The organism is Lentzea pudingi (assembly GCF_014646255.1).
In the GTDB taxonomy this organism is placed as follows: domain Bacteria; phylum Actinomycetota; class Actinomycetes; order Mycobacteriales; family Pseudonocardiaceae; genus Lentzea; species Lentzea pudingi.
In genome coordinates, this window is record NZ_BMNC01000024.1 from 43404 (window position 1) to 67969 (window position 24566).

The following is a 24566-nucleotide window of genomic DNA, read 5'->3' on the forward strand; positions in this document are numbered from 1 at the left end:
ACACAAGCAAACACAACTCTGCGTTCAGGTCTGTTCGGCGGTTGACCGGGAAAGTACCGGGAACTGGCCGGACACCGGCTGTGCTGCGGTTTAACAGCTCCGTAACGGGACTTGACAGGATGTGTGCCTGGGACCACATTATGCGCAACTTTGTTGGAGTCCTGTTCGGTTCACCTGAGCGAGCGTCACCTGTAGGAGCGATGATGGTTCTGCACACGCCTGGTTCCACTCCGTTACCGCACCTCGGTCGGCGCGCGATGCTGCGGATCATGCTGGCCGGTGCGGGCGTCGCCGCGACCGGTGGTCTCGCGGCGTGCGGCGGCGGTTCGAGCACGGGCGGCGACTCGAAGGTCGTCACCTTCGGCAACAACCTGTCCGACCAGGTGCCGAAGGACGCGATCACGGCCGCGATCAAGGCGTTCGAGGGTCAGTCCGGCGGCCTGTCGGTCACCATCAACACCAAGCAGCACGAGCAGTACCAGGAACAGATCAACAACTACCTGCAGGGCAAGCCGGACGACGTGCTCGCGTGGTTCTCCGGCTACCGCATGCGGTTCTTCGCGGACCAGGGTCTCACCGGCGACCTGACGGACCTCTGGGGCAAGGTCGGCGGCAACTACTCCGACGCGCTCAAGCAGGCGTCGACGGCCTCGGACGGCAAGCAGTACTTCGTGCCGTTCACCCAGTACGCGTGGGGCATGTTCTACCGCAAGAGCCTGTGGCAGGAGCGCGGCTACGCGGTCCCGAAGACGCTCGACGAGCTCGTCGCCCTCTCGACGAAGATGCAGTCCGACGGTCTGATCCCGATCGCCTTCGCACAGAAGCAGGGCTGGCCGGCCATGGGCACGTTCGACCAGTTGAACTTCCGCATCAACGGCTACCAGTTCCACGTGGACCTGCTGGCGGGCAAGGAAGACTGGCAGGACAAGCGCGTCAAGGACGTGTTCGACACCTGGAAGCGGCTGCTGCCGTTCCACCAGGAGAACGCGCTCGGCCGCGAGTGGCAGGAAGCCGCGCAGTCGTTGCAGCAGAAGAAGTCCGGCATGTACCTGCTCGGCGCGTTCGTCGGCCAGCAGTTCCCGGACGCGGACAAGGCGGACCTGGACTTCTTCCCGTTCCCCGAGATCAACCCCGCGCACGGCACCGACACGGTCGAGGCGCCGATCGACGGGTACATGATGGCGAAGAAGCCGTCCAACTCGGACGGTGGACTCAAGCTCCTCGAGTACCTGGCCTCCGCCGAGCCGCAGCTCGCCTACCTGAAGGCCGACCCGACCGCGGTCGCGACCAACCAGAAGGCGGACCAGTCGAGCTACAGCCCGCTGCAGAAGAAGGTGGCGGACACCATCAAGACCGCCAAGCACATCACGCAGTTCCTCGACCGCGACACGGACCCAGGTTTCGCGAGCGAGGCCGCCACCAACGGCTTCATCGCGTTCATCAAGGACCCGAACAGCGTCGACTCCGTGCTCAAGGGCATGGCTGACCAGGCGAAGAACATCTTCAAGTGACCGCGGTGCAGGAGAAGCCGAAGGCGGCGGCCCCCAGCGGGCCGCCGCCTCGTCGGCGTGGAAAGCGTGCCACGGCCCTCGCCGGCACGGACAAGCTCGTGCTGGCGCTCATGCTCGGCATCCCCACGTTCGTGCACCTGCTGTTCGTGTGGATCCCGACGCTGGGCTCGGTCGCGTTGTCGTTCAGCAGGTGGAACGGCATCGGCGGCTTCGAGGACATCGAGTGGATCGGTGTCGGGAACTACGTCGAGATCTTCACCGAGTACCCGCGGTTCTGGCCGGCGGTGCAGCACAACCTGATCTGGCTGGCCTTCCTGCTCGTCGTGCCGACGGCGGCGGGCCTGCTGCTCGCCGTGCTGCTGGACCGCGAGCTCAAGTTCAGCCGGGTCTACCAGAGCGCGCTGTACATGCCGATGGTGCTGTCGCTCGCCCTGGTCGGGTTCATCTGGCAGCTGATCTACACGCCGGACGGCGGGCTGCTGAACTCGGTGCTGGGCCTCGACGAACCGGTCGACTGGATCGGCGACTCGGACATCAACCTCTACGCGGTGCTCGTCGCGGCGGCGTGGCGGCACACCGGGTACATCATGCTGCTGTACTTGGCGGGCCTGAAGTCCGTCGACCCCGCGTTGAAGGAAGCCGCGTCACTGGACGGCGCCTCCGCCTCGCAGACGTTCTTCCGCGTGACCTTCCCGGTGATGAAGCCGGTGAACATCGTCGTCGCCGTGGTGACGGTGATCGAGGCGCTGCGCGCGTTCGACATCGTGTACGTCATCAACAAGGGGCGCAACGGTCTGGAGCTGCTGTCGGTGCTGGTGACCGACAACATCATCGGTGAGGCCTCGCGGATCGGCCGGGGTTCCGCGGTCGCGGTGATCCTGCTGACGATCTCGCTCGGCGTCATCATCCCGTACCTGTACCAGGTGTTCAGCAAGGAGAACCGGACGTGACGGCCACGCTGGAACGGCCTACGGCGCCGGTGAAGAAGAGCAGGCCGGTCACCCCGGCACGGATCGCGCTGCACGTCTTCCTGGTCCTCACGTGCCTGATGACGCTGACGCCTCTGCTGTGGGCGGTCTACGCGTCGCTGCGGACCTACGACGACACGTCGGTCAACGGCTACTTCTCCATCGCGAAGGCGCTGACGTTCGAGAACTTCGCGAAGGCGTGGGAGATCGGCGACCTGCCGCACTTCTACTGGAACACCTTCCTGATCACCGTGCCCGCCCTGATCATCACGCTGGTCCTCAGCTCGATGGTGGCGTTCGCGGTGTCGCGGTTCAGCTTCAAGTTCAACATCGCGCTGCTGATGCTGTTCACCGCGGGCAACCTGTTGCCGCAGCAGGTGATCGTTACGCCGCTGTGGAGGCTGTACCGGCTGATCGAGCTGCCGGCGTGGATGTCGGAGAGCGAGTCGCTGATCGACTCGCCGCTCGGCGTGATCCTGATCCACATCGCGTTCCAGATGGGCTTCTGCACGTTCGTGCTGTCGAACTACATGAAGACCATCCCGTACGAGCTGACCGAGGCCGCCCGGGTCGACGGCGCCTCGGTGTTCCGGCAGTACTGGCAGCTGACCCTGCCGCTGTGCCGGCCGGTGCTGGCCGCGCTCGCCACGCTGGAGTTCACCTGGATCTACAACGACTTCCTGTGGGCGTTGGTGCTCATCCAGGACGGCGACAAGATGCCGGTGACCTCGGCCCTGCAGAACCTGAGGGGCACGTTCTTCACCGACAACAACCTGATCGCAGCGGGCTCTCTCCTGGTCGCGCTGCCCACCCTGGTCGTGTTCTTCGTGTTGCAGCGGCAGTTCGTGGGCGGACTGACGCTGGGGTCGACGAAGGGCTGAGGACCACAGCGAGAAGGGGCGGCGACCACGTGGTCGCCGCCCCTTCTCGTCTGAAGTGCTAGTTCCCGCCGGTCTGCGGGTTGAAGTCCGAGATCGAACCCCAGCGCCCCACGGGGATCACGATCACGCGGGCCTTGCCCACCACGTTGTCGACCGGGATCGCGCCGTCGGCCGGCGTCGGGTCGCCGTGCTTGCGCGAGTCCGACGAGTTGTTGCGGTTGTCGCCCATCACCCACAGCTTGCCCGCGGGGACGGTGACCTTCTCGAACGAGTCCTGCTGGCGCGGGCCGCCGCCGAAGTTCAGGTACGGCTCGTCGAGGGGCTTGCCGTCGACCATCACGCGGCCCTGGTCGTCGCAGCACTCGACGGTCTGGCCACCGACGGCGATGACGCGCTTGATGAAGTCCGTGCCGCTGGGCTCGGAGAGGTTCACCATCGAACCCAGGTCCTGCAGGGTGCCGACCACGAAGTTCGGGGGCTCCTTGCCGCCGGTCCAGTTCGGCGGGCCGCGGAAGACGATGACGTCGCCAGGGCGCGGGTCGTTGAACAGGTACGTGATCTTCTCGACCAGCACCTTGTCGTTCACGCAGCCCGTGCAGCCGTGCAGCGTCGTCTCCATCGAGGCCGACGGGATGACGAACACGCGCGCGACGAACGTCTGGATGACGACGGTCAGCAGCAGCGCGACGCTGAAGATGACCAGCAGTTCCTTCCAGAACGGCTGCTTCTTCTTCGCCTTCTTCTTGGAGAACTTCGGCGTACCGTCCTCGTCGTAGGAGGAGCGGCCCTCGTACGACGACGAAGAGGACGAAGACCGCGAACCGGACGTCGAGAAGCGCGTCGTGGGTTCTGCGGGGCCGTCGCCCGAGGAAGGGGTCGTCTCCCAGGTCGACGAGGAATCGTCGTTCACGCGATGACTCACACGGCCTACCTTACGGACGTCCGGGTAGGCGCAACGTGAACAGGGCTCCACCCTCGGGGGCTCTGCCCGCCGTGGCCGTGCCGCCGTGCCGCTGCGCCACCTGCTTGACGATGGCGAGTCCCAGACCGGAACCCGGCAGGGTCCGCGCCTCGGACGAACGGTAGAACCGCTCGAAAACGTGAGGTAGATCGGCGTCCGCGATGCCGGGACCCGCGTCGGCCACCTCGACCACGGCGCTGCCGTCGCCCATCTGACGGAGGTTCAGCCGCACCGACGAGCCCGAGGGACTGAACTTCACCGCGTTGTCGAGGAGGTTCAGCACCGCGCGCTCCAGGGCGCTCGAATCACCCAGAAGTGTCCACGGTTGCAGCTGCACGTCGAACGTCACGGCGTTCGAGGCGCGGCGGCGGGCGCGGTCCAGCGACCGTTCCACCACCTCGTTGAGGTCGACCGGCTCGTGGATGACCTGCGGCGCGTCCTCGCGGGCCAGTTCGACCAGGTCACCGATGAGCGTGGTCAGCTCGTCGATCTGAGCGCGCACGTCGGCCTGGATCTCCGTCTTGTCCTCTTGCGACAACGTCGGGGCGTCCGGGCGTTCCGAGGCGAGGAGCAGCTCCAGGTTCGTGCGCATGGACGTCAACGGCGTGCGCAGCTCGTGACCCGCGTCGGCGACCAGGCGGCGTTGTCGTTCCTGCGACTCGGCGACGGCGCCGAGCATCGCGTTGAAGCTGTGCGTCAGCCGTGCCAGCTCGTCGTCGCCCGCGACCGGGATCGGGGTCAGGTCGCCGGTGTTCGCGACCCGTTCGGTGGCCTCGGTGAGTCTCTGCACGGGCCGCAGACTCGTGCGGGCCACAGCCGTGCCCGCGATGGCCGCGAGCAGCACGCCGGCGCCGCCGATCAGCAGCAACACCACGCTGAGCTTCGCGAGCGTCGTCCGCTGCGGCACCATCGACTGGGCGATGATGATCGCCTGGTTCGGCTGGTACGGGACCGCGATGACCCTGGTCTCGGTCTTGTGGTCGGTCCAGATGAACTCGGGGCGGTCGCCGTCCGCGACGTCCCAGGCCTCCTGGACGCTCGGCGGCGGGGTGGAGTCCTTCGGGTAGATGATCTTCCCGGAGTCGGCCAGCAGCACGCCCATCTTCACGTCACCCGCCGCGAGGAACGCCGCCGGGTAGTTGGCGACCTCGTCCGGCGTGGTGACCTTCGTGCCGTTCGCGACGGTGGCGGCCCGCTGGCGCAGGCCGTCGTCGAGGGCGTCGTAGGTGCTCTTGCGCACCACCATGTACGCGCCGAGGGACACCAGCGCGACGGCTCCGGCGACGCAGAAAGCAGCGAGCCAGGTGACCCGAGCCCGCAGCGACGCCCTTTGCAGGCGTCCCTGGGGTTCGACGATCACGGAGGGGTCTCCCGCAGGACGTAGCCCACCCCGCGCACCGTGTGGATCAGCCTCGGCTCGCCCTCCAGCTCCGTCTTGCGGCGCAGGTACCCCACGTAGACCTCGAGAGCGTTGCCCGAGGTCGGGAAGTCGTATCCCCACACGTCCTCCAGGATGCGGCTGCGGGTGAGCACCTGGCGCGGGTGCGCCAGCAGGAGCTCGAGCAGCGCGAACTCGGTGCGGGTGAGGCTGATCGGACGCTCGCCGCGGCGGACGTCGCGGGTCGACGGGTCCAGTTCCAGGTCGGAGAACTTCAACGCGGCGGCGGACTTCTGGGCCGCGTCGTCGTCGTGGGCGGCCCGGCGCAGCAGCGCGCGCAGGCGGGCCAGCAACTCCTCCAGCGCGAACGGCTTGGGCAGGTAGTCGTCGGCACCGGCGTCGAGACCGGACACCCGGTCGCTCACGGCGTCACGCGCGGTGAGCACGAGGATCGGCAGGTCGTCACCGGTGCTGCGCAGCCTGCGGCACACCTCGAGGCCGTCGAGGCGGGGCATCATCACGTCGAGCACCATCGCGTCCGGCCTGGCGGCGGTCACCGACTCCAGGGCCTGCACGCCGTCTCCGGCGGTCTCGACCTGGTAGCCGTTGAACTGGAGCGAGCGGCGGAGTGACTCCCTGACCGCCCGGTCGTCGTCGACAACGAGGATGCGCATGAGGGCAGTCTTGCCGAGGGATCTGAGAGCCGCCTGAGAAGGGCCCTAACTGCGGGTGTGAGTTCGGCGTTAGCCTTCCAGGCCCCGCGCGACGGGTGCGTTCCACTTCCGCCAGAGCGCGATCAGCCTGATCGTGATGATTATTGACGCACCGGTCAGCGCGACCAGGCCTTTCGGAAATCCGGCCCACTCGCCCACCGCCACGACCACCGCTCCGCAGAGCGCTGCCACGGCGTAGATCTCTCTCCTCAGGACCAGAGGAATCTCACGGAGCAGAAGATCGCGGATCGCGCCACCGCCGATGCCCGTCGTCATACCGATCAGGCACGCAGCGTAAGGAGTCGCTCCGAGTGACAGCGCCGTGGACGTGCCGGACGTGACGAACAGGCCGAGCCCCACCGCGTCCAGCAGCAGGACGCTGCGGCGGAGCTTGGCGACCTGAGGGTGGAACCAGAACACGATCAGGCCCGCGCCACCGGCGACCAGCAGGTACGGCCAGTTCCGCAGGCTCGTCGGCGGGTGCACGCCGAGCAGCACGTCGCGGACGATGCCACCGCCCAGCGCCGTGGTGAGGGCCAGGATGATCACACCGAACACGTCGAGGCGGGCGCGGACCGCGGCCACCGCCCCGGAGGCGGCGAAGACCGCGATACCGATCAGCTCCAGGACGATGAGCAGCACGAGCGGGAAGAGTAGTGCCGTGACCGCCGACGTCCGCCCCGTATTCCGACGTTCAGACGGGTGTGTCGCGGTGCCGGCCCCGCGCCCTCATGTCGGCACATGGGGGTGCGGGGCCGGTGCCGCGAGACGCCCTGCTGAGCGCCGGAAGACGCGGTGGAGGTCGGCGGTCACGGCACTACCGGTTCAGCGCTGGGGCGCCGCGCGACGGTATCCGGCCTCCATCCGCCCGCCCGCGGACACCAGCACGGCCTCCACGACGGCGATGAACCGCTCGGCGCCCTCGCCCCGCACCAGCGCCCGGTAGGAGTCGACGAGCTCGTCCTCCTTGGCGTCGCGCAACCGGCGCAGCAACCACTTGCCGTGCCCGAGCCACCGGTTCTGCACCACCAACGCCAGTTCTCCCGCGCAGGTCAGCAGACGGGCCGCGACGAACAGACGCTCGTCCTCGTCCCGTGCGCCGATCAGGTCTTCGAGCAGGTCCGTGGTGCCGTAGCGACGGTCTTCCAGCTCGGTGACGGTCGCGGGCGGCGGACCTGCGTCCAGCCGAGCGCGCGCCTCGGACCGGATGCGCTGACCGGTGCCGTCGGCGTCGAGCATGAGGAACCCCTCGGCGCACATGTTGAGCAACGGGGGCCGCCGGCCCTCGATGTCCCTGGCCACAAAGTCCCAGAACGACTCGATCGTGTGGCAGAACAGCTCGACCGGCCAGCCGCGGTGCCGCAGCGTCTCGCGGAACGCGCCCGGCAGGTCGTCGACGATCACGATCATGTCCAGGTCGGAGTTCGCCGTGTAGGTCCCCGACGCCACGCTGCCGCCGAGGAACGCCGCCCTGGCCAGCGGGTACTTGGCGTCGAGCACGTCCCGTGCGACCTGCACCGGGTCCTTGTCCCAGTCCAGCGGGTGGCCGGTGACGTAGTAGTCCTCGTCGGGATCCAGCGGACCCAGCACGTGCTCGATGCACGGACGGATGGCGGGGACCACCTCGTTCAGGTCCACGAGCCACGGGTTGTCCTCGGCGTCGAAGAACGGTCTGATCATCAGGAACTGCTGCCGCGAGATCTCCCGCTCGCTGACCGGCGCCCCGCTGCGCCGCTTCGAATAGCCCTTCAGGCGCCAACCCATGTTGTCGCCGTAGGCATGCCTGACCTCGTCCTGGTCCCCCGACATCCGACCATTGTGACCGACGTGCGGGTGGGGATCACGTAATGAAAGCCGTTCGTCAGAAGAAGTCCGCGATCCGGGGCGTGCCGGACGAGGCCGTGAGCTGGTCGAGCAGCGCCGCATCGGCCGGGTCGCCCTCCAGCACACCGGCGCGCCGCAACGCATGCGTGTTCTGCGCGCCGGAGAACCACGGCCCGAGCGCCCGCGCGTGCAGCCTCACCGCGCCGGTGCCGCCAGGTTCGACGCGCACCGAACCGTCCTGCACCACGAGACGTTGCGGGCCCGCGTGCCACGGTGCGTGGTCGTCGACGACCTCGAGGTCGACCGTCGCGTCGGCGAGGCGCGGCCAGCCCCGTGCGGCCACGGCGGCGGGCAGGTCGACGACGCGCTGCATCCAGGTCGACGTCCAGACGGAGTAGCGCAACGGCGTGGCGGCCAGGAGGTTCACCGTCGCCGGGTCGGTGATCCGCAGGTCGACCGCCTCGAGCGCGCCCGCCCACGACGCCAGCGACGCGAGCAGGTTCAGCTGGGCCTCGACGTCGACGCCGATGAGGTCGTGGACCTTGAGCCGGCCCATGTCGCCGCCGGGCTCGCGCTGGGCCGTCAGGTAGCCGCGCAGGCCGTCCGGGCCGGGCAGCACGCTGACCAGGTCGATCTCGAGGACCTTCTCGACGTCGATCCGCGGTGGACGGCGGTCGAGCATGCCGTCGATCGTCCGCGCCACCTCCAGGTAGCACTCGTGCAGCGCGGGGAGGTCGCTCTTCTCGGCGGGACGCGAGGGGATCAGCTCCGCGGGCTTCGGCACCGACAGCAGCCTGTCCATCGGCAGCTCGACCCACTCGAACACCCCGGCGCGTTCCCAGCCGCGGCGCCGGTACAGCGTCGGCACGGTGGCGAACAGGACCGAGAGCGACTGGCCGTGCTCCCGCATGGTGCGCAGCGACGCGTCGAGCAGCGCGTTCGCGATCCCCCGGCCGCGGTACGCCCCGTCGACGGCGACACCGCCGATCCCGCCCATGGGGACCGCGGCGCCGCCGTAGAACTGCGCGTACGAGCCGATGCCGAGCACACCCGCGACCCGGCCGTCGATCTCGGCCGCCAGTCCGAGCGAACCCGGCCTCAGCAGCGGTCCCGACGGCTTCGTCCCGTTGAACGCGACCTTGCGCAACCGGAACACGGCGTCGCGGTCGTCCTCGGTGAACTCGCGGATGTGCACGGACATCTCTCTACCAGGTGAAGAAGCCCTGGCCCGACTTCTTTCCCAGCTCGCCGCGGGCGACCTTGTCCCGCAGCAGCGCCGGGGGCTCGAACCGGGGTCCGAGCCGCGCCGCGAGGTGCTCGGCGATGGCCAGCCGGACGTCGAGCCCGACCAGGTCCGTGAGCTCCAGCGGCCCCATCGGCCAGCGGTAACCGAGCTTCATGCCGGTGTCGATGTCGGCGGCGGAGGCGACGCCCTCCTCGACCATGCGGATGGCTTCCATACCGACGGCGACGCCCAGCCGTGAGGTCGCGAAGCCCGGCGAGTCGCGCACCTCGATGACGGTCTTGCCCATCTGCTCGGCCCACGTCCGCACCTTGGCCACGTTCGCGGGGTCAACGCCCTCGTGGTGGACGAGCTCGACGAGTTGCTGCACCGGGACGGGGTTGAAGAAGTGCATGCCCAGCACGCGTTCGCCGGGCAGTCCGGCGGCGATGTCGGCGATCGAGAGCGACGACGTGTTGGACGCGAGGACCGCGCCGGGGCACTTCTCGGCCGCGAACCCGAGCACCTCCTGCTTGAGCGGCACGTTCTCCGGTACCGCCTCGACGACGAGCTCGGCGTCGGCGGGCAGCTCACCCGTGCTCAGCTTCGCGAACGCCGCCTCGGCGTCGGCCAGCTTGCCCTTCTCCCGAGCCTTGTCGAGCGAGCGCCGGACGGCGGCTCTGCCCTGCTCGGCACGCTCCGCGTCGGCCTCCGACAGCGTGACGTCGTGGCCGTTCGCGAGCAGGAGGTGCGCGATGCCCGCGCCCATCGTGCCGCCGCCGATGACGACGGCCTTCACTTGTCGACCACCTCGGCGCTGAACATCGCGACGAGCTCCATCCCACCGATCTCGGCGAGGTTGGCGCCCGACGTGGCCCACTCCGGCGACTGCAGGGCGGCCTTGAACGACTCCTCGGACTCGAAGTACATCTCCGCCATCAGGTGCAGCACGGTGTCGCCGAGGAACCCGCCCAGGAACACCTGTTCCACCCTGGCGACCTCGGCGCGGACCAGGCCGGGAACCGAGCTCACGATCGGCAGGTGCGACTCGAAGTACTTCTGGTCGAAGCCCTCGGGGTCGTCGGGCTTCTTGTACAGCGCGATGTACTTGATCATGTGACACCATCCTCCTCGACTCGCCGAGCACTGTAACGCCCGGCGCACTCCCGGGGCTGAGGCACGATGGTGGGGTGCGGATCATCCTGCTGCGCCACGGACAGAGCCTCGGCAACGTCGACGAGCTCGCCTACTGCCGCATCCCCGACCACGCCCTGCCGCTCACCCCCGCTGGTGAGGACCAGGCACGCGCCGCCGGTCCGGTGATCGAGGAACTGGTCGGCGGCGGACCGGTCGCGGCCTACGTCTCGCCGTACACGAGGACGAGGCGGACGTTCGACCTGCTCGGGATCGACGCCGAGCGGATCGTCACCGAGCCGAGGGTGCGCGAGCAGGACTGGGGCAACCTCCAGGACCCGGTGCAGCAGGAGGTGCTCAAGCACCAGCGGCACGCGTTCGGCCACTTCTTCTTCCGGCTGCCCAACGGCGAGTCGGGCGCGGACGTGGACGACCGGGTCGCGGCGTTCCTCGACGGCCTCACCGTGCGGATGCACGAGGACGAGACGCACCCGAAGACGGTGCTGGTCGTGTCGCACGGTCTGACGATCAGGTTGTTGTGCCGCAGGTTCTTCGACTGGAGTATCGAGCTGTTCGAGTCACTGTCCAATCCGGACACGTGCGAGAACCGGGTGCTCGACCACGACGGCACGGGCTGGAGGCTGGACCGCCCGTTCGACCAGTGGCGCGACTCACCGGACGGAACGGTCCAGCAGCCCCTTTAAAGGAGCCCGCGCTTGTACGCCGCGACCAACCGGCGCGGCACGAGCAGCTCCTTGCCGTCCAACGTCCGCACGCGCACCAGGTCCGGCGCGGTGGCCTTCCACTGCGACCGGCGGTGCCGAGTGTTGGACCGGGACGTCTTGCGCTTGGGAACGGCCATCAGCGCTCTCGCTTTCCGTAGCGGCGGTTGAACTTCTCGACCCGGCCGGCGGTGTCCATGACCCGTTGCGTGCCCGTCCAGAACGGGTGCGAGTCGGCGGTGACGTCGACGATCAGCAGCGGGTAGGAGTTGCCGTCCTCCCACTCGATCGTCTTGCTCGAGGTCGCGGTCGAGCGGGTCAGGAACGTCTTGCCGGTGGACGCGTCCTGGAAGACGACCGGGTGGTAGTCGGGGTGGATTCCGGATTTCATATGGCCAGCTTTCGGATCGAGTCCACGAAGGACAGTTCGTCGTCGGTGAGCAGCGCGCCCGCGAACGCGTCGGTGATGACGTCCGGTTCGCCGAGGGTGATCGCCACGATCTGAGTGGTCTTGCCACCGCGAGGCCCGCCCTCGCCGACATGCATGCCGCACCCTGCGGATTCCAGGTGCAGCGCGACGTCCGGCTCGTCCGCGACCCAGAGCCGGCCGCGTGAACGCACGACCGTTCCGCTCAGCAACGAGTCGAGCGCGTCGTTGAGGCGGGCCGGGTGGAACGGCCGGTCCGCCGTGAAAACCGCTGTCGAGACACCACATTCGGGCGCGAGGGGCATCATCCGCGGCCTTTTGCCCCTGCGCGCCACCACCGTCTCGGGCGTGCAGCGGTGCGCGCCGGGAGCGAGGCGGTCGAGCACGGCGAGCGTGCGTTCGTCCGCGTCTCCCTGCAGCACCAGCACATCCGCCGCCTCGGCCTGCGCGACGACGACCTGCGCGACGGTCCGCCGGTCGCTGGTCATCGAAGCGTCGCTCAACGCGTCGTCCAGCCAGGTCGCCGCGTCGAGCACGGTGATCACGCACTCGACGTCGACGCCGAGCTTGCGGCGCACCGCGTCCGGCTCCAGCAGCGGGTCCAGGTGCAGCACGACCGTGTGCCCGGCGAACGTGCTGAGCAGCTCCCGCAGGTCCTCGCGCACGGTGCAGGACACGCACCCGTGCAGCAGCCCGACCTCGGTCGCGACGCCGTCGACCCAGCGCGTGACGCTCGTTTCCGCGGCCACGTGCCGTACGAGCACCGAACCGGGCCGGTCGCGCCACACCCGCACAGCGACGTCGTGGTCGACCAGCCCCGCCACCATAACGACAACGGTTTCCATGTGAGGTACCGTAGATGAAAACGAAAGTCGTTTCAATCTGCATGAAGGTACCAGTTGCGCTGCCAGCTGACCGGCCGTGAGCCGGGCTTCGGCAACCGCGTCTCGCACTCGCAACGCAAGACGCGGCGCCGGTGGAACCCGAACGTCCAGCGCAAGCGGTACTTCGTGCCGTCGCTGAACAGGTTCGTGACGCTGACGCTGTCCGCGAAGGGCATCAAGACCGTCGACAAGATCGGCGTCGAGGCCGCGGTGGCCCGGCTCCGCGCGCAGGGGGAGAACATCTGATGGCCAAGAGCACGGACGTCCGGCCGATCATCAAGATGAGGTCGACCGCCGGCACCGGGTACACGTACGTGACCCGCAAGAACCGGCGCAACGACCCGGACCGCCTGGTGCTGCGCAAGTACGACCCGGTGGCGCGCAAGCACGTCGAGTTCAAGGAAGAGCGCTGATGGCGAAGAAGTCGAAGATCGCCGCGGACCAGCGCCGCCGCGTGGTCGTGGCGCGGTACGCGGAACGGCGGGCCGAGCTCAAGGAGATGCTGCGGCACCCGGAGACGCGCGCGGAAGCGTTGCAGGGGCTGCAGAAGCTGCCGCGGGACGCGTCCCCGACCCGGTTGCGCAACCGGGACACCGTGGACGGACGCCCGCGCGCGTTCAACCGGAAGTTCGGCCTGTCCCGCGTCCGGCTGCGGGAGATGGCCCACCGCGGTGAGCTGCCCGGCGTCTCGAAGGCGAGCTGGTGATGCGCGAGAAGAGGCCTCTCAAGCGCAGGGTGAACCTCCTCGCGAAGGATGGCGTGACCGTCGTCGACTGGAAGGACGTCACGCTGCTGCGCAAGTTCCTCTCGGACCGGGGCAAGATCCGGTCCCGGCGCGTGACCGGCCTGACGCCGCAGCAGCAGCGCCAGGTCGCCACGGCGATCAAGAACGCACGGGAGATGGCCTTGCTGCCGTACCCGTCACAAACGCGATGACCCGCACCGCCGCGCTGGCCAGCAGGGCCAGCGCGGCGAGTTGCACCAGCAACGCGAGCACCCAGGTCGTGTGTTCGTCGACCGTCAGATCGCCACGAACACCCACCAAGAAGGTCGCGTAGAGGCCCCAGCACTGCAGTGCGGCCAGGCCGGCGCCGACGACCGTCGTCTTCAACGAGACGACCACCACGACGGCGGCGAGCAACACCAACGCGAGCAGCGGCCAGGCACCGGTGAACGTGGTCACGGCGACTCCTCCGCCGAATCCGAGCGCCGAGCCGTACCCACCTCTCATTCTTCGCATCCGATCGGTCTATCGCGCAGGTGAGATCAGCGCCACCTCTCCAGCGTGAAGTTGGTGCTTTCGAGTGAGGCACGATCGCACGAATGAACCTGTACGACGTGGTCCACCGCCGCAGGGACACCCGCGCCGAGTTCTCCGGTGAAGCGATCCCGGACGACGTGCTGCGCCGGGTGCTGACCGCCGCACACGCCGCCCCCAGCGTCGGCCTCTCCCAGCCGTGGGACTTCGTGCTCGTGCGGGACGAGTCGACCCGGCGCGCGTTCCGCGACCACGTCCAGGCCGAACGCAGCGTCTTCGCAGCTCAGCTCGACCAGGAGCGAGCGGAGATGTTCGCACGCATCAAGGTCGAGGGCGTCATGGAGTCCACCCTCGGCATCGTGGTCACCTACGACCCCGACCGGGGCTCGCCGGCGGTGCTCGGCAGGCACGCGATCGCGGACGCGGGTCTGTACTCCGTGTGCCTGGCCATCCAGAACCTGTGGCTCGCCGCGACCGAAGAGGGACTCGGTGTTGGCTGGGTGAGCTTCTACCGAGAAGATGTGCTGCGCCGTCTGCTGGACATCCCCACCAGGGTCCGTCCGGTTGCGTGGTTGTGCGTCGGTCCGGTTCGATCACTGCCCGAAACGCCCGACCTGGAACGTCACGGTTGGCGCAACCGACTACCCCTCGATGACGTCCTGCACCACGATCGGTACAGGGCGCGACCAACCCGGTAGCCTGTGCGGGCCGCTCGGCGAGTCGGAACGGAGTCGATGAACGAGTGGAGCAGCGCGATCCGCTGGTAGCGGGCCAGATTCCGCGGTTGGACCGAGAGGTCCGCGCGTTGCTCAACGCTGGCCGCTTGCCGGAGGCGAACAGCCTCTTCGACGAGGTGGTCACCAAGGTGTCCCCCGGCGCCGACCGCTGGGTTCGATCAGCGGTGCTGGTCAACCGGGCGGTGATGGCCTGGCGCCTCGGCCGCATCCCCCTCGCCCTGGAACTGGCCGCCGAGGGGTGGACCGACCTCGACGCCGACCGTTCCGACAGCCCGGCCGTGGCCCACACGATGGGTTCGCTCGGTTATCTGATGGAGGGCATCGGCAACCGGCGCGCGGCGCTCGAGATGCTGCGGCTGTCCGTTCAGGTCGCGCGGCGGGCGGGCAACACCGACGTGCTGGCCCACTGCCTGCAGCGCCTCGGTGGTTCGCTCAACTTCCGCGCCTGCTCGGGCCCTGTCGCGGCGGCGCCGGCGATCTTCGAGGAAGCCCTGGCGTACCTCGACGAGGGCCTGGGCATCGTGAAGGACGAGGTGCACCGGCGCGCGCTCCTCGGCGCGTGCGGGCGGTCCCTGGCCGGTGTCGGCCAGCTGGACAAGGCCGAGGAGATGGGCGAGGAGACGCTGCGGCTGTCCCTCGACGCCGACGACCTCTGGGGCATCTCGGTCGGCAACTGGGTTCTCGCCGTGGTGCGGCGGGAGCAGGACGACTTCGACGAGGCGCGCACACTCGCGTCCCGTGCGGTGACGAGTGCCGAACGCATCAACGACACGTCACTGCTGCTGCGGTTCTCCACGGAGCTGGCGGACATCTGCCACGCCCTGGGTGACGCGGAGGGTGAAGCCGAGGCGTTGCGCCGGTCGATGGCCGCCTCCCGCACGGCCAGGGAGACGTTGCAGGAAGGCCTGGGTCAGGCGCTGGAACAGCGCCGGGTGGCCGTTCAGGCGCAGCGGCTCGCGGTGGCGGCGCAGGAGGCCGCAGCGCGCGACCCGTTGACGGGCCTGGCGAACCGGCTCGGGCTGGAACGTGCGGCCGCCGCGTTGCTGGAGTCGACGGCGGCGCGCGGGCGGGTGCCGTGGCTCGTGCTGGTCGACGTCGACTGGTTCAAGAACGTCAACGACGACGCGGGGCACGCGACGGGTGATGCGGCGTTGCGCGAGATCGCGGCGTTGCTGCGGCGCGAGTGCCGGGCGGACGACCTGGTGGCGCGCTGGGCCGGTGACGAGTTCGTGGTGGTGCTCGGCGACACCGGGCCGAACATGGACGTCGGCCCGAACGTGGCCGAGCGGATCCGCGCGGCCGTCGACGGGCACGACTGGACGATGGTGCTCGGCTCGGTCCGCCGCCCGACGGTCAGCATCGGTGTCGCGGCGGGACCGGCCAAACTGGACCAGCTGTTCGCGGCCGCCGACATGGCGCTGTACCGCGCCAAGCGGCAGGGCCGCAACAGGGTCGAGGTCGAGCCCTCGGTGGACGAGGTGCCCGAGATCGTTTCGGGGAACTGAGAGTTCTTCGCTAGGCGATCAGGCCGCCGCGGTAGGCCACCAGTGCGGCCTGCACGCGGTTGACCGCGCCGATCTTGCCGAGCACGGAGCTCACGTAGCCCTTCACCGTCGCCTCCGACAGGTGCAGGGTGCCGCCGATCTCCGCGTTGGACATGCCCTGGCCGATCAGCACGAGCACCTCGCGCTCGCGTTCGGACAGGCTCTGGAGAAGCCTGCGTGCCGGCTCCGCCATTCGTTCACCGTCCGCCACCGCCGCGAGAACCCTCGCCGCGACGCCGGGGTCGAGAACAGCACCCCCGCGCGCGAGATCGCGCACGGCTTTGACGAGCTGTTCCGGTTCGGTGTCCTTGAGGAGGAAGCCGGCCGCGCCGAGACGCAGTGCTTCCGAAACGTATTCGTCGACGTCGAACGTGGTCAGGATGCAGACCCTCGGTGGGTCCGGCAGGGTCCGCAGCCTCCGCAAGGCCACGAGTCCGTCCGAGGTGCGCATCCGGATGTCGAGCAGGACCACGTGCGGACGGTGCTGGCGTGCCAGGTCGGCTACCAGGTGACCGTCATCGGCCTCAGCAACAACTTCGATGTCTCCGACGCTGCTCAGGATCATGCGAAGGCCGGAACGGACGAGATCCTCGTCGTCGGCCAGCAGAACCTTGATCACGACGCCTCCCGCATTGGCGTTCCGTGCTCCCTCATGTTCGTGATCTTGGCGTACGCACGCCGAAGGTCACGTTAATTCTCAGTTATCTCATCATGTGGTTACAGATTTTCGAGAACGCGGACCACGTTCACAGTTACCGGAATTGAGCGCTGACTTCGCTGCGTAGGCAGGCCACCAGGCGTTAGGAGGGGCCGTCGGAACCCTGAGTGACGAAACACGAATATCCCACTCAGTGGAATGACGTACCAGAAACACGGATACGGCCTAGGTAATCCGATTCAGAAGTCTTCGACTTCCTCATTTCTGCCCATACGTCCTGCTGATCGGTTTCGGTATCGATACAGGCGTTCCGGTGGGCCTCCAGAAAACGCGAAGGTCTTTCGCAATAGGCCTACCGGAAAGTAACGTGCGTCACAACAGTCCTGCCCTGCACGGAGAGGAGCTTCGCGCGATGCGGAGAGCCAATCCGGTGACGTCCCTGCTGGCGACCGCCGCCGTCACCGCCTCCCTTTTGATCGTTCCACTCGCACAGGCCGAGGAACCCCCGCGCGCCGCCGCGTACGCCGCCGACGACTACTGCCTCGGGCAGTGCGGCGACATCCTGCCGCCCGGTAACAACGGCAACGCGACGCTGGCCGAGATCCTCACCCACAAGGCGTTCGGCACCAGGCCCGCGCACTCGGCCGACCAGCTCGGCAAGTACGACGCGCTGGTCGGCGGCTACAGCGGCCTGACGAACGGCCAGCTGACGGACTTCTTCAACGACGCGTCGTTCGGCGTGCCGGCCGACCAGGTCGAGAGCACGCTGAAGCCTCGCGCGGACGTCACGATCGTGCGCGACAAGAAGATCGGCATGCCGCACATCACCGGGACCACGCGGTCCGGCACGATGTTCGGCGCCGGCTTCGCGGCCGCGCAGGACCGCCTGTGGCTGATGGACGTCTTCCGCCACCTCGGCCGCGGGCAGCTGACCGGGTTCGCCGGCGGCGCGCCCGGCAACCGCGTGCTGGAGCAGAGCTTCTTCAACCAGATCCCGTACACCGAGGCGGATCTGCAGAAGCAGATCGAGTCCGCGGCCGCGAACGGCGGTGAGCGCGGGCGGCAGGCGATGGCCGACGTCAACGACTACACCGCGGGGATCAACGCGTACATCACGCAGTCCATCAGCGCCCGCAACTTCCCCGGCGAGTACGTGCTGACCGGGCACGCCGACGCGATCACGAACTGGAACGACATCCAGCCGTTCAAGCCGACCGACATGGTGGCGATCGCCTCCGTCGTCGGCGGCCTGTTCGGTGCCGGTGGTGGCGGCGAGGTGCAGTCGGCGCTGGTGAAGCTGGCAGCGCAGAACAAGTACGGCGCCGCCGTCGGTGAGCAGGTGTGGAACGCGTTCCGGGCGCAGAACGACCCCGAGGCCGTGCTGACCCTCCACGACGGACAGTCCTTCCCGTACTCGGCCTCGCCCGCTTCGCCTCACGGCGTGGCGCTGCCGGACGGTGGTTCCATCACGCCCGAGCGCATGGTCTACGACGAGGTGGGCGGCACCGGCGCTGCTGTGGCTGTTCCCGCCGCCGCGGACGTGGCCAAGGCTCGCGGGATCTTCTCCGACGGCGTGCTGCCCGCCGACCTGCTGAACAAGAAGCACGGCATGTCGAACGCGCTGGCCGTCTCGGGCGCGCACACCGACACCGGCAACCCGATCGCCGTGTGGGGCCCGCAGACCGGTTACTTCGCACCGCAGCTGCTCCTGCTGCAGGAGCTCAACGGCCCCGGCATCCGTTCGCGCGGCGTCGCGTTCGCCGGCGTCTCGATGTACGTGCAGCTCGGGCGCGGCGTCGACTACTCGTGGAGCGCCACCTCGTCGGGCCAGGACATCGTCGACACCTACGCCGTCGAACTGTGCAATCCGGACGGTTCTCCTGCTTCGAAGGCTTCGACGTCGTACCTGTTCCACGGCGCCTGCCTGCCGATGGAACGCCTGGAGCGCAAGAACGCCTGGAAGCCGACCGTCGCGGACGGCACGCCCGCCGGTTCGTACACGCTGGTGATGTACCGGACCAAGTACGGCCTGGTGACGAGCCGTGCGACCGTGGGCGGCACGGTCGTCGCGTACACCACGCTGCGTTCGACGTACATGCACGAGGTCGACTCGATCATCGGCTTCCAGGAGCTCAACGACCCGTCCGCGATCCGTTCTGCTCCGGACTTCCAGCGCGCGGCCAACAAGATCGGGTACGCGTTCAACTGGTTCTACGTGGACTCGCGCGACACCGCGTACTTCAACTCGGGCCTGAACCCGGTCCGCCGCTCCACTGTGGACCCGAACCTGCCGACGTGGGGCCGGGCCGAGTACGAGTGGGTCGGCTGGAACGGCGACGACAACACGTCCACCGTGATGCCGTTCGCCGGACACCCGAACTCGATCAACCAGGACTACTACGTGTCCTGGAACAACAAGCAGGCCAAGGACTTCACGTTCGGCGGGTTCGGCCACAGCGCCGTGCACCGCGGCGACCTGCTCGACCGTCGCGTGCGCGCTCTCATCGCGTCGGGCCAGAAGGTCACGCGTGCTGCGCTGACCCGCGTGATGGCCGAAGCGGCCGTAGCCGACCTGCGTGCCGAGCAGGTGCTGCCCGAACTGCTGAGGGTGGTGGAGTCCGCTCCGGTGGATGCTTCGCTGGCCCCGGTCGTGCAGAAGCTGAAGGACTGGCAGCGCTCCGGCTCGTTGCGCAAGGAGACCGCGAAGGGCAGCAAGACCTACAACCACGCCGAAGCCATCCGGATTCTGGATGCCTGGTGGCCCCTCCTGGTCGAGGCGCAGTTCAAGCCGTCCCTGGGCGACGGCCTGTACAACGCCGTCGTGGCAGCACAGCAGGTGGACGAGGCCCCGTCCGACGCGCACGGCGCCGCACCGCACAAGGGTTCGTCGTTCCAGTACGGCTGGTGGGGCTACGTGGACAAGGACCTGCGCAAGGTCCTGGGCGACCCGGTCCAGGGCGCGTTCCCGCAGACGTACTGCGGCGGCGGCACTTTGTCCGGTTGCCGCACCGCTCTCGTCTCCGCTCTGCAGACGGCCGCCGCCAAGCCCGCGAACGCCGTCTACCCGGGCGACGCCGACTGCGCCGCAGGCGACCAGTGGTGCGCGGACACGATCATCCACCGCGCCATGGGCGGCATCACCCAGGACAAGATCCACTGGCAGAACCGCCCGACCTACCAGCAGGTCGTGCAGTTCCCGGCCCGCCGGGGCCAGAACATCGCCAACCTGGCAGCCGGCCGCACCACCACCGCGTCGTCGCACGAAACGGGCTGGAACACCCTCCCGCCGTCGAACGCGGTGGACGGCAACCCGACGTCCCGCTGGGCCAGCGACTGGAACGACAACCAATGGATCCAGGTGGACCTTGGCTCAGTGCAACGGATCGGTCGCACGGTGTTGCGGTGGGAGTCGGCGTACGGGAAGGGCTACCGCATCGAGATTTCCAATGACGGCACGAACTGGCGGAACGTTTTCTCCACAAGTGCTGGCGATGGCGGCGAGGATGTCGTAGCGTTCACACCACAGGACGCGAGATTCCTCCGGATGACCGGTACCCAACGGGCTGGGCAGTACGGATACTCCCTGTACGAGCTTGAGGTCTACGTCTCGTAGGCCTTCGAGATGAGGACGCCGATCCACCCCCAGGGGTCGGCGTCCTCAACTTATTTCAGGCCAGATGCCGTGCGAGCTCATCAGCCGCGTCGTCGTGGCCGTAGCCCTTCATCAGGCGCTGGACCTGCTCGAACACGTCCCATCGGTTCTGCGGCTCGAGGCCGGGCATGGCCTCGGCCAGCGCGTCCGTCAGCCGTTGTGCCCACGGCTCTGCCGCCTGCCTGGCGTTGACGATTCTGATCAGTTGTTTGAAGACTTCTTCCTTCTGAAGCGCGTCTTCCACGTCGTACCCGCTGCGCCGCACCCACCAGAGCACGGCGTGGGGCAGGTCGGAGAGGACGTTTTCACGCAGGTGGGCGATTTCCGCCAGTTCGCCGACGCGTTCCCGCCTCTGGCGTAGGAATGCGGCGCTGTGCTCGGTTAGCTCGACCTGCACGTTCTCCGTGCCGACCCACATCGAGCTGTTGGCGGCGACCGGTCGCGGGTGCCCGAGTTCGGCAGCCAGCACGTGCTGCATCATGTCGCTGCTCACGCCCTCGGCACGGGCAAGAGGTGCCGCACGGTCCCGGATGGCGACGGCGGCTATCGAGGCCGGCGCGGGATGCGTGCTCTGGCCACCTTCCGTCCACCAGACGACCGTCCACTCCGCACGCCATTCGACGCCGGGCTCAGCGCCCTGGAGCACTCCCGACCACTGCTCGCGGTGGTAGATGCGCGGTGCGGGCAACGGTTGAGCGCCGCGTTGCAGGTTCTGCCACCAGTTCATCGCCGCACCACCGGGTGCTGGGCATCGATGCGACGTCGCAATTCGTCGTGCACTTCTGTACGTCCTTCCGGTTGATCACGCTTCCACCGGTCCACCGACATGCTCAGCAGGTTGAGCGCGTTCACGTCGTCGCCCGCGGCGTCCAGAACCAGGCCGAATGCCGCCGTCCTCGCTCCGGCACCGGCAGCAGCGGCGGCGGAGAACCAGTCGCTGAGTCCCCGAACGACACCCGAGTGGTTCGAACTGCGCAGAATCGCCCGCCAAGCGACGACTCCGGAGTCGTCGGACGACCGGAACCCGTTGCCGGGCATGGTCAACTCCCGCACCACGAACGCGGCGGCCGCCCACTGTTCCCCCGTGCTGGTGCGAAGCCACTCCGTCATCCGAACCAGGACGACGTCGGCGTTCCCGCGTTCCTTCGCCAGTACGAGCATCGCGGCCTCGACCCGTCGCACGACGTCTGCCCGGAAGTGGCCGGTCAGGTGCCCGAGCCTCGTCAGGGCGAACTGCGGGTACAGCACGCCGAACTTCGCCGCGCAGGCGTCGATCACCGCACGGGCCAGAGGCACCGGAAGGTCCGAACTCCTGGCCCACCAGTACATCCGACGGCGCACCTCGACAGTCGTGTTCTCGTTCACGGCAGCCTCGTCGAGCAGGCCGGCGGCCAGGGCGATGTTGTGCTGGGCCCACTTCTGCACGGCTGCGAGCAGCGGCTTCGCGTCCCGCGTGTCGGTGCAGAGGGTCAGCAGTCTGACCGCGATCTCCCCTCGGGTCTGCGGCTCCAGGCGCGCCTGTTCGTCGAAGACCACCTCAATGATCCAGTCGCTTAGATGCTCGCGCAGCTGAGGAAAGCCGCGCCAGACGTGGTTGAGCACCGACGTGTCGTAGTCGCGGCGGGTGAGCCGCGTGCGATCCAGGGAGGTGGTCGCGTCGGCGATCTTCGTGAGCCTGCTGACGAATCCCTCGCTCGCCAGTACCTGGCGGGGGTCCTCGTCCTGGTGGTCGGTGAGGTCGAGCAGGATCCGTTCGGCGCGGTAGATCGACTCGTGCCGTCCGTTGTTCACCAGGGCCAAGGCGAGCAGGACACTGCGTTCCCTGGCAGAGCGTGAATCGAACTGGTTCGCCAGGGTCTTCGCGTACTTGTGGAAGGCCTCGAGTGCGTCCCTGGTCGGATTGCCCTGGGGCGCGTCACGCCACGCTCGCATGAACAGGTCGGCGAAGTGCACGACATCGGCAGGACGCGCTCCCTCGGCCAGTTCCAGCCAGTCGGCGTCTTTCAGCAGGAGGTCGAGGCGATCACCCGGCAGGTCGTGGCGCAGATGCGCGTGCAGCACCTCGTGCGACAGCGGCTTGGGCAGGCTCCTGTGCAGATGGCCGTACCTGCCCTGGAACTCCTCGCTCTCGTTGCCGGACAACAGAACGACGACGTGGCCTTCCGGCACCTGTTCTCTGATGAACCCGCCGATCTGCGCCTCGACGGGGCTCGTGTCCTCCGCGGTGCGGAAGTCGATGAGCACCAGCGCGTCCTCGGACACCCGGCGCAATCTGAGCTCGGTGTCCTGCTCGACCTCGACGTGTTCGACCATGCGCGCCTCGCGGTGAACGTCGTGCAAGAGGCACAACGCCGCCGTCCGCGCGCCGCTGGCCGCGGTGAGAAGCAGGAACTTGTTGACACGCAGGAACTCCACAGCTGCCAGGAAACCGACGGGCTCGGCGAACCGATCACGTTGCCAGGTGAGGGTCGTCGGCAGGATCTGGTCGCCGAACACCTGCCGCACCAGACCGCCACCGGCGCTGATGGTGATGAGGTCGCGGCCGGCAATGGTGTTGTGGCGACCCTCGACCTCGATCGAAGCGGTCATGGCCTGCCACCCCTGATGTCCCGGCCGGCGACCGTGTTGCTGTTGCCGCGCACGCTGATCCGGTTGGACTGGTCGCGGTTGTCCTGTTTCAGCTGCCCGATGCTGCCCGCCTGCACGACGCGGCCGGAAGCCTTGCCGGAGAACTCGTTGCGGACGTCACCGACCTCGGCCGGCCCTCGGACGTCTCCCTTCGCCTCCGCGTCCTCGCTGAATCCCCGGGAGAGCAGGTCTCCGGACGGCTTGGGGACGTAGAGGTGCGCATCACCGCGGAACTGCTTCACCGACACCGAAGTCCGCACGTAGTCACTCGGCGACTTGGTGGTGTGCCCGCCCAGCACGACGTCTTCGTGCACGCGATCCGAGATGACCGCGGCGAGAAAAGTGACATCCGGATCGGAGAGCTCGAGCAGTCGGCGCACCTCGACGGCATCGACGAGCCGATGCGCTGCCACGCGACTGTCGCCGCACCCGTCACCGAGGCGTGGAGAGTCCGACTCGTACAGAGGCCCCACGGTGATCGCGGCACGCAACCGCAACCTGGACTTCCGGTCACCGGACCGCAGAATCCGATCGTAGTAGGCGAGTTCGCTCTGCAGCGCGTCGAGGAACGGCCCGATCAGCAACGGCAGCGACTCGGGCCGGAACCCGACCGCGTACCCGTCACCCGTGCTGTCGGGGAAGCGCCGTTCTTCCCACACCTCGGCGCGACCGGCACGTTCGAACGCGCGTTGGAGCAGGTCGGGAATGATCTCGGTGAACTCGCGCTGCTGTGCCGCGGTGTGACCGCTGTAGTTCTCCATGTCCACCACGAGCACCGCGCGGTAGGGCGGCAACCTTTCGGCCGTCTCAGTCATGCCGCTGACGGTGTCAGCACACCGCTAACGGCGATGCTCACCAAATACCACCTGAGAAGTGACCCAGGTCACTCGGCAAGGCTTATCGGATTCGCCGAAGCGAGAAAGTTCTGTTCGCAGAGATGCACGAGCGCCTTGGCGACCGCATTGCGCGACAGCCCCAACGACTCGGCGAGCTTCGCCTGCGACAGCGGGATGGTACGAGGCTCCGGATGATCGGCCTCCGCAAGCCGCGCGATCCGTTCGATCACATCCCTCACCCGCGCTTCCGTGCCACGGGAGGAAACCTCGGCCACAGTCTCACGCAGCTTGGCGACGACGTACTGCCCGAGCTGATCGCCGACCTTGTGCCGGTCGAGCACCCGCTTGAACGCAGCCCTGGAGAGGCTGAACGCCACACACGGCTCCATCGCGATCACTGTGGCAGACCGCGTTCCCCCGTCCTGCGCGGACATCTCCCCCAGCACGTCGCCACTGCCACGGACCGCAACGAGCAGCGTGGACCTCAGCACGCGAACGCGTCCCCGCTGCAACACCAGCAGCGACGTGTCCGGCGCCCCTTCTACGAGCAATGTCTCGTTCGCCTTGAAATCCCGCCTGATTCCGGTGCTGCGCAGCTCATTCCACACAACCACGGGCACCAGTGCCC

At 68.1% G+C, this 24566-nt stretch carries 28 protein-coding genes; 11 read left to right on the plus strand and 17 right to left on the minus strand.

The genetic code is table 11. The features are described from left to right. Positions 1-200 precede the first annotated feature (200 nt). From IEY88_RS40855 to IEY88_RS40865, 3 genes are read left to right on the plus strand one after another with little or no spacing between them, the layout of a single operon-like run. Positions 201-1511, plus strand: a complete 1311-nt coding sequence (locus IEY88_RS40855) for an ABC transporter substrate-binding protein (protein WP_229694226.1) — start codon at positions 201-203, stop codon at positions 1509-1511. Beyond that, complete coding sequence (locus tag IEY88_RS40860) at positions 1508-2461, plus strand: carbohydrate ABC transporter permease (protein ID WP_229694227.1); 954 nt, start codon at positions 1508-1510, stop codon at positions 2459-2461. The genes IEY88_RS40855 and IEY88_RS40860 overlap by 4 nt, the downstream gene beginning before the upstream one ends. Further along, positions 2458-3360, plus strand: a complete 903-nt coding sequence (locus IEY88_RS40865) for a carbohydrate ABC transporter permease (protein WP_229694228.1) — start codon at positions 2458-2460, stop codon at positions 3358-3360. Before IEY88_RS40860 ends, IEY88_RS40865 begins: the two co-directional genes overlap by 4 nt. Positions 3361-3418: 58 nt before the next feature. Here the strand turns inward: IEY88_RS40865 and lepB are convergent, their stop codons facing one another. From lepB to IEY88_RS40905, 8 genes are all read right to left on the minus strand, one after another. Further along, positions 3419-4270 (minus strand): signal peptidase I, encoded by an 852-nt coding sequence (gene lepB / locus IEY88_RS40870; RefSeq protein ID WP_189160272.1) that lies wholly within the window; start codon positions 4268-4270, stop codon positions 3419-3421. 22 nt (positions 4271-4292) lie between these two features. Further along, positions 4293-5681, minus strand: a complete 1389-nt coding sequence (locus IEY88_RS40875; protein WP_373294284.1) for a sensor histidine kinase — start codon at positions 5679-5681, stop codon at positions 4293-4295. Continuing rightward, on the minus strand, positions 5678-6373 hold the full coding sequence (locus tag IEY88_RS40880; protein WP_189160273.1) for a response regulator transcription factor: 696 nt from the start codon (positions 6371-6373) through the stop codon (positions 5678-5680). The genes IEY88_RS40875 and IEY88_RS40880 overlap by 4 nt, the downstream gene beginning before the upstream one ends. A gap of 69 nt (positions 6374-6442) precedes the next feature. After that, positions 6443-7054 carry a trimeric intracellular cation channel family protein gene (locus IEY88_RS40885; protein WP_189160274.1) on the minus strand — a complete coding sequence of 204 codons (612 nt, stop codon included), beginning with the start codon at positions 7052-7054 and terminating at the stop codon, positions 6443-6445. Between the two features lie 183 nt (positions 7055-7237). After that, positions 7238-8221: a nucleotidyltransferase domain-containing protein gene (locus IEY88_RS40890; protein WP_229694229.1), complete on the minus strand. Its 984-nt coding sequence runs from the start codon at positions 8219-8221 to the stop codon at positions 7238-7240. A gap of 52 nt (positions 8222-8273) precedes the next feature. Continuing rightward, a complete protein-coding gene (locus tag IEY88_RS40895) occupies positions 8274-9437 on the minus strand; it encodes a GNAT family N-acetyltransferase (RefSeq protein ID WP_229694230.1) in 1164 nt (387 codons plus the stop codon). A gap of 4 nt (positions 9438-9441) precedes the next feature. After that, positions 9442-10257 carry a 3-hydroxyacyl-CoA dehydrogenase family protein gene (locus tag IEY88_RS40900; protein WP_189160275.1) on the minus strand — a complete coding sequence of 272 codons (816 nt, stop codon included), beginning with the start codon at positions 10255-10257 and terminating at the stop codon, positions 9442-9444. Then, positions 10254-10574 (minus strand): EthD family reductase, encoded by a 321-nt coding sequence (locus IEY88_RS40905; protein ID WP_189160276.1) that lies wholly within the window; start codon positions 10572-10574, stop codon positions 10254-10256. The genes IEY88_RS40900 and IEY88_RS40905 overlap by 4 nt, the downstream gene beginning before the upstream one ends. A 74-nt stretch (positions 10575-10648) precedes the next feature. Here IEY88_RS40905 and IEY88_RS40910 point away from each other — a divergent pair, with 74 nt between their 5' ends. After that, positions 10649-11296, plus strand: coding sequence for a histidine phosphatase family protein (locus IEY88_RS40910; protein ID WP_189160277.1), 648 nt, complete (start codon positions 10649-10651; stop codon positions 11294-11296). Here IEY88_RS40910 and rpmF read toward each other — a convergent pair. Genes rpmF through IEY88_RS40925 form a run of 3 tightly spaced genes read right to left on the minus strand, consistent with a single transcriptional unit; the run spans position 11293 to position 12586 of the window. Beyond that, entirely contained in the window at positions 11293-11454 is a 162-nt protein-coding gene (gene rpmF, locus IEY88_RS40915) for a 50S ribosomal protein L32 (protein WP_071812574.1), read from the minus strand. The genes IEY88_RS40910 and rpmF overlap by 4 nt on opposite strands. After that, entirely contained in the window at positions 11454-11705 is a 252-nt protein-coding gene (locus IEY88_RS40920) for a type B 50S ribosomal protein L31 (protein ID WP_189160278.1), read from the minus strand. The genes rpmF and IEY88_RS40920 overlap by 1 nt, the downstream gene beginning before the upstream one ends. Continuing rightward, positions 11702-12586, minus strand: a complete 885-nt coding sequence (locus IEY88_RS40925) for a GTP-binding protein (RefSeq protein WP_189160279.1) — start codon at positions 12584-12586, stop codon at positions 11702-11704. The genes IEY88_RS40920 and IEY88_RS40925 overlap by 4 nt, the downstream gene beginning before the upstream one ends. Before the next feature lie 54 nt (positions 12587-12640). Between IEY88_RS40925 and rpmB the strand changes: the two genes are divergently transcribed. The 4 genes from rpmB to rpsR are packed head-to-tail and all read left to right on the plus strand — an operon-like array spanning position 12641 to position 13561. Next, positions 12641-12871 (plus strand): 50S ribosomal protein L28, encoded by a 231-nt coding sequence (gene rpmB / locus IEY88_RS40930; RefSeq protein WP_189160280.1) that lies wholly within the window; start codon positions 12641-12643, stop codon positions 12869-12871. Next, positions 12871-13038, plus strand: coding sequence for a 50S ribosomal protein L33 (gene rpmG, locus IEY88_RS40935; RefSeq protein ID WP_090097319.1), 168 nt, complete (start codon positions 12871-12873; stop codon positions 13036-13038). Before rpmB ends, rpmG begins: the two co-directional genes overlap by 1 nt. Next, complete coding sequence (rpsN, locus tag IEY88_RS40940; RefSeq protein ID WP_189160281.1) at positions 13038-13331, plus strand: 30S ribosomal protein S14; 294 nt, start codon at positions 13038-13040, stop codon at positions 13329-13331. The genes rpmG and rpsN overlap by 1 nt, the downstream gene beginning before the upstream one ends. Next, positions 13331-13561, plus strand: a complete 231-nt coding sequence (rpsR, locus tag IEY88_RS40945) for a 30S ribosomal protein S18 (protein WP_189160282.1) — start codon at positions 13331-13333, stop codon at positions 13559-13561. Before rpsN ends, rpsR begins: the two co-directional genes overlap by 1 nt. Here rpsR and IEY88_RS40950 read toward each other — a convergent pair. Further along, positions 13509-13808: a hypothetical protein gene (locus IEY88_RS40950; protein ID WP_189160283.1), complete on the minus strand. Its 300-nt coding sequence runs from the start codon at positions 13806-13808 to the stop codon at positions 13509-13511. The two genes, rpsR and IEY88_RS40950, sit on opposite strands and share 53 nt — an antisense overlap. A 140-nt stretch (positions 13809-13948) precedes the next feature. On the opposite strand from IEY88_RS40950, the gene bluB reads away from it, so the two are divergent. Further along, entirely contained in the window at positions 13949-14581 is a 633-nt protein-coding gene (gene bluB / locus IEY88_RS40955; protein WP_189160284.1) for a 5,6-dimethylbenzimidazole synthase, read from the plus strand. 86 nt (positions 14582-14667) lie between these two features. After that, a complete protein-coding gene (locus IEY88_RS40960) occupies positions 14668-16125 on the plus strand; it encodes a GGDEF domain-containing protein (protein ID WP_229694231.1) in 1458 nt (485 codons plus the stop codon). A gap of 10 nt (positions 16126-16135) precedes the next feature. Here the strand turns inward: IEY88_RS40960 and IEY88_RS40965 are convergent, their stop codons facing one another. After that, positions 16136-16783, minus strand: a complete 648-nt coding sequence (locus tag IEY88_RS40965) for a response regulator (protein WP_030481367.1) — start codon at positions 16781-16783, stop codon at positions 16136-16138. Positions 16784-17234: 451 nt separating this feature from the next. Between IEY88_RS40965 and IEY88_RS40970 the strand changes: the two genes are divergently transcribed. Next, on the plus strand, positions 17235-20435 hold the full coding sequence (locus IEY88_RS40970) for a penicillin acylase family protein (RefSeq protein ID WP_189160286.1): 3201 nt from the start codon (positions 17235-17237) through the stop codon (positions 20433-20435). A 55-nt stretch (positions 20436-20490) separates the two neighbouring features. Here IEY88_RS40970 and IEY88_RS40975 read toward each other — a convergent pair whose 3' ends face one another. The 4 genes from IEY88_RS40975 to IEY88_RS40990 form a co-directional block, all read right to left on the minus strand. Then, a complete protein-coding gene (locus tag IEY88_RS40975; RefSeq protein WP_189160287.1) occupies positions 20491-21201 on the minus strand; it encodes a hypothetical protein in 711 nt (236 codons plus the stop codon). Then, the gene (locus IEY88_RS40980; RefSeq protein WP_189160288.1) at positions 21198-23063 is read right to left on the minus strand and encodes a hypothetical protein; all 1866 of its coding nucleotides are present in this window, start codon (positions 23061-23063) and stop codon (positions 21198-21200) included. The genes IEY88_RS40975 and IEY88_RS40980 overlap by 4 nt, the downstream gene beginning before the upstream one ends. Beyond that, positions 23060-23917 (minus strand): hypothetical protein, encoded by an 858-nt coding sequence (locus IEY88_RS40985; protein ID WP_189160289.1) that lies wholly within the window; start codon positions 23915-23917, stop codon positions 23060-23062. The genes IEY88_RS40980 and IEY88_RS40985 overlap by 4 nt, the downstream gene beginning before the upstream one ends. 68 nt (positions 23918-23985) lie before the next feature. Beyond that, positions 23986-24558, minus strand: coding sequence for a Crp/Fnr family transcriptional regulator (locus IEY88_RS40990; RefSeq protein ID WP_189160290.1), 573 nt, complete (start codon positions 24556-24558; stop codon positions 23986-23988). Between the last annotated feature and the right edge of the window lie 8 nt (positions 24559-24566).